The sequence below is a fragment of the Nocardia pneumoniae NBRC 100136 genome (assembly GCF_000308755.1).
Lineage (GTDB): Bacteria > Actinomycetota > Actinomycetes > Mycobacteriales > Mycobacteriaceae > Nocardia > Nocardia pneumoniae.
In genome coordinates this window covers 1-1,303 of the sequence record NZ_BAGF01000132.1, presented here as the reverse complement: position 1 = coordinate 1,303, position 1,303 = coordinate 1, and the positions used below count along the sequence as shown (strand labels likewise).

The window sequence follows — 1,303 nt, the reverse complement described above, 5'->3', positions numbered from 1 at the left end:
TGAATCGCCCCGGTGAGTTCGGAGACTTACTGGTGTGACAGCTCAGCGGGTTGCTGGGCTGGGTTCTGAGCGTAGTGGGCGGCCTCCATCTCGGCGGGTGGGATGTCGCCGCAGTATTGGTAGAGGCGTCGGTGGTTGAACCAATCCACCCATTCGGCGGTGGCGAACTCGACGTGGTCGACGCTGTGCCAGGGGCCACGCGGCTTGATCAGCTCGGTTTTGTACAAGCCGTTCACGGTCTCGGCGAGGGCGTTGTCGAAGCTGGAGCCCACCGCGCCTACGCTGGGCTGGATCCCGGCCTCGCCGAGGCGTTCGGTGAACGCAATAGATGTGTATTGCGATCCTCTATCTGTCTGGTGGACGACATCTTTCACGTTCCAGCCCGCCCGCTCCCGGGTCCAGATCGCGTGCTCGATCGCGTCCAGCACCAGCGTCGTGGTCATCGACGTCGAAGTACGCCAGCCGATGATCCGACGAGCGTAGGCGTCGATCACGAACGCCACGTACACCCAGCCTGACCAGGTGGACACATACGTGATGTCGGCAACCCATATACGGTTCGGCGCCGGCGGCGTGAACTTCCGCTGCACCAGGTCCGCGGGCCGGTCAGCGGCCGGATCCGGGATCGTGGTGCGTGTGACGCGGCCTCGCGACACCCCGCGCAGGCCGAGCTCACGCATCAGCCGCTCGACCGTGCAGCGGGCCACTCGGTGGCCTTCCCGGTTCAACTGCAGCCACACTTTCCGGGCGCCGTAGACACCGAAGTTCTCGCGATGCACGCGCTGGACTTCCAGTTTCAGGTTCTCCTCACGCACCTGACGCTTGGTCGGGACTCGCTTGCAATGTTCGTAATATGTCGAAGGGGCGAGGTTTACGCCGAGCTCGGTCAGCGCAGCGCAGATAGACTTCACACCCCACACCAGGCCGTCGGCTTCCCGGCGGCCCTGGTGTTCGGTGACGAACCTCGTGATCAGCGCTGCGGCCGGTCTATCTCGGCCGCGAAGAAAGCCGACGCCGCTTTCAGAATTGCGTTGGCGCGCTCGAGTTCTGCGTTTTCTCGCCGCAACCGCTTCAGCTCCGCGGACTCATCGGAAGTGACACCTGAGCGGGCGCCCTCGTCGACCTCGGCCTGACGCACCCACGTCCGGACCATTTCCGGATGCGTCACTCCCAGCAGTTCCGCGACCGCCCGCATCGCGGCCCACTCCGACCGGTGCTGGTCACGGACCTCCACAAACATCCGCACCGCCCGCTCACGCAACTCGGCCGGATACTTCTTCCTCGACGACACGACTCCATCCTC

At 64.6% G+C, this 1,303-nt stretch carries 1 protein-coding gene; it reads right to left on the bottom strand.

The window, feature by feature from the left end; translation table 11 throughout:
• Positions 1–26: 26 nt before the first annotated feature.
• Positions 27–1,291 (bottom strand): IS3 family transposase gene (locus ON34_RS28690; protein ID WP_245548241.1). Its coding sequence is split into 2 segments (ribosomal slippage): positions 27–1,009 and positions 1,009–1,291, totalling 1,266 coding nucleotides; the frame shifts between segments, so codons are not numbered across the junction.
• Positions 1,292–1,303: the final 12 nt, after the last annotated feature.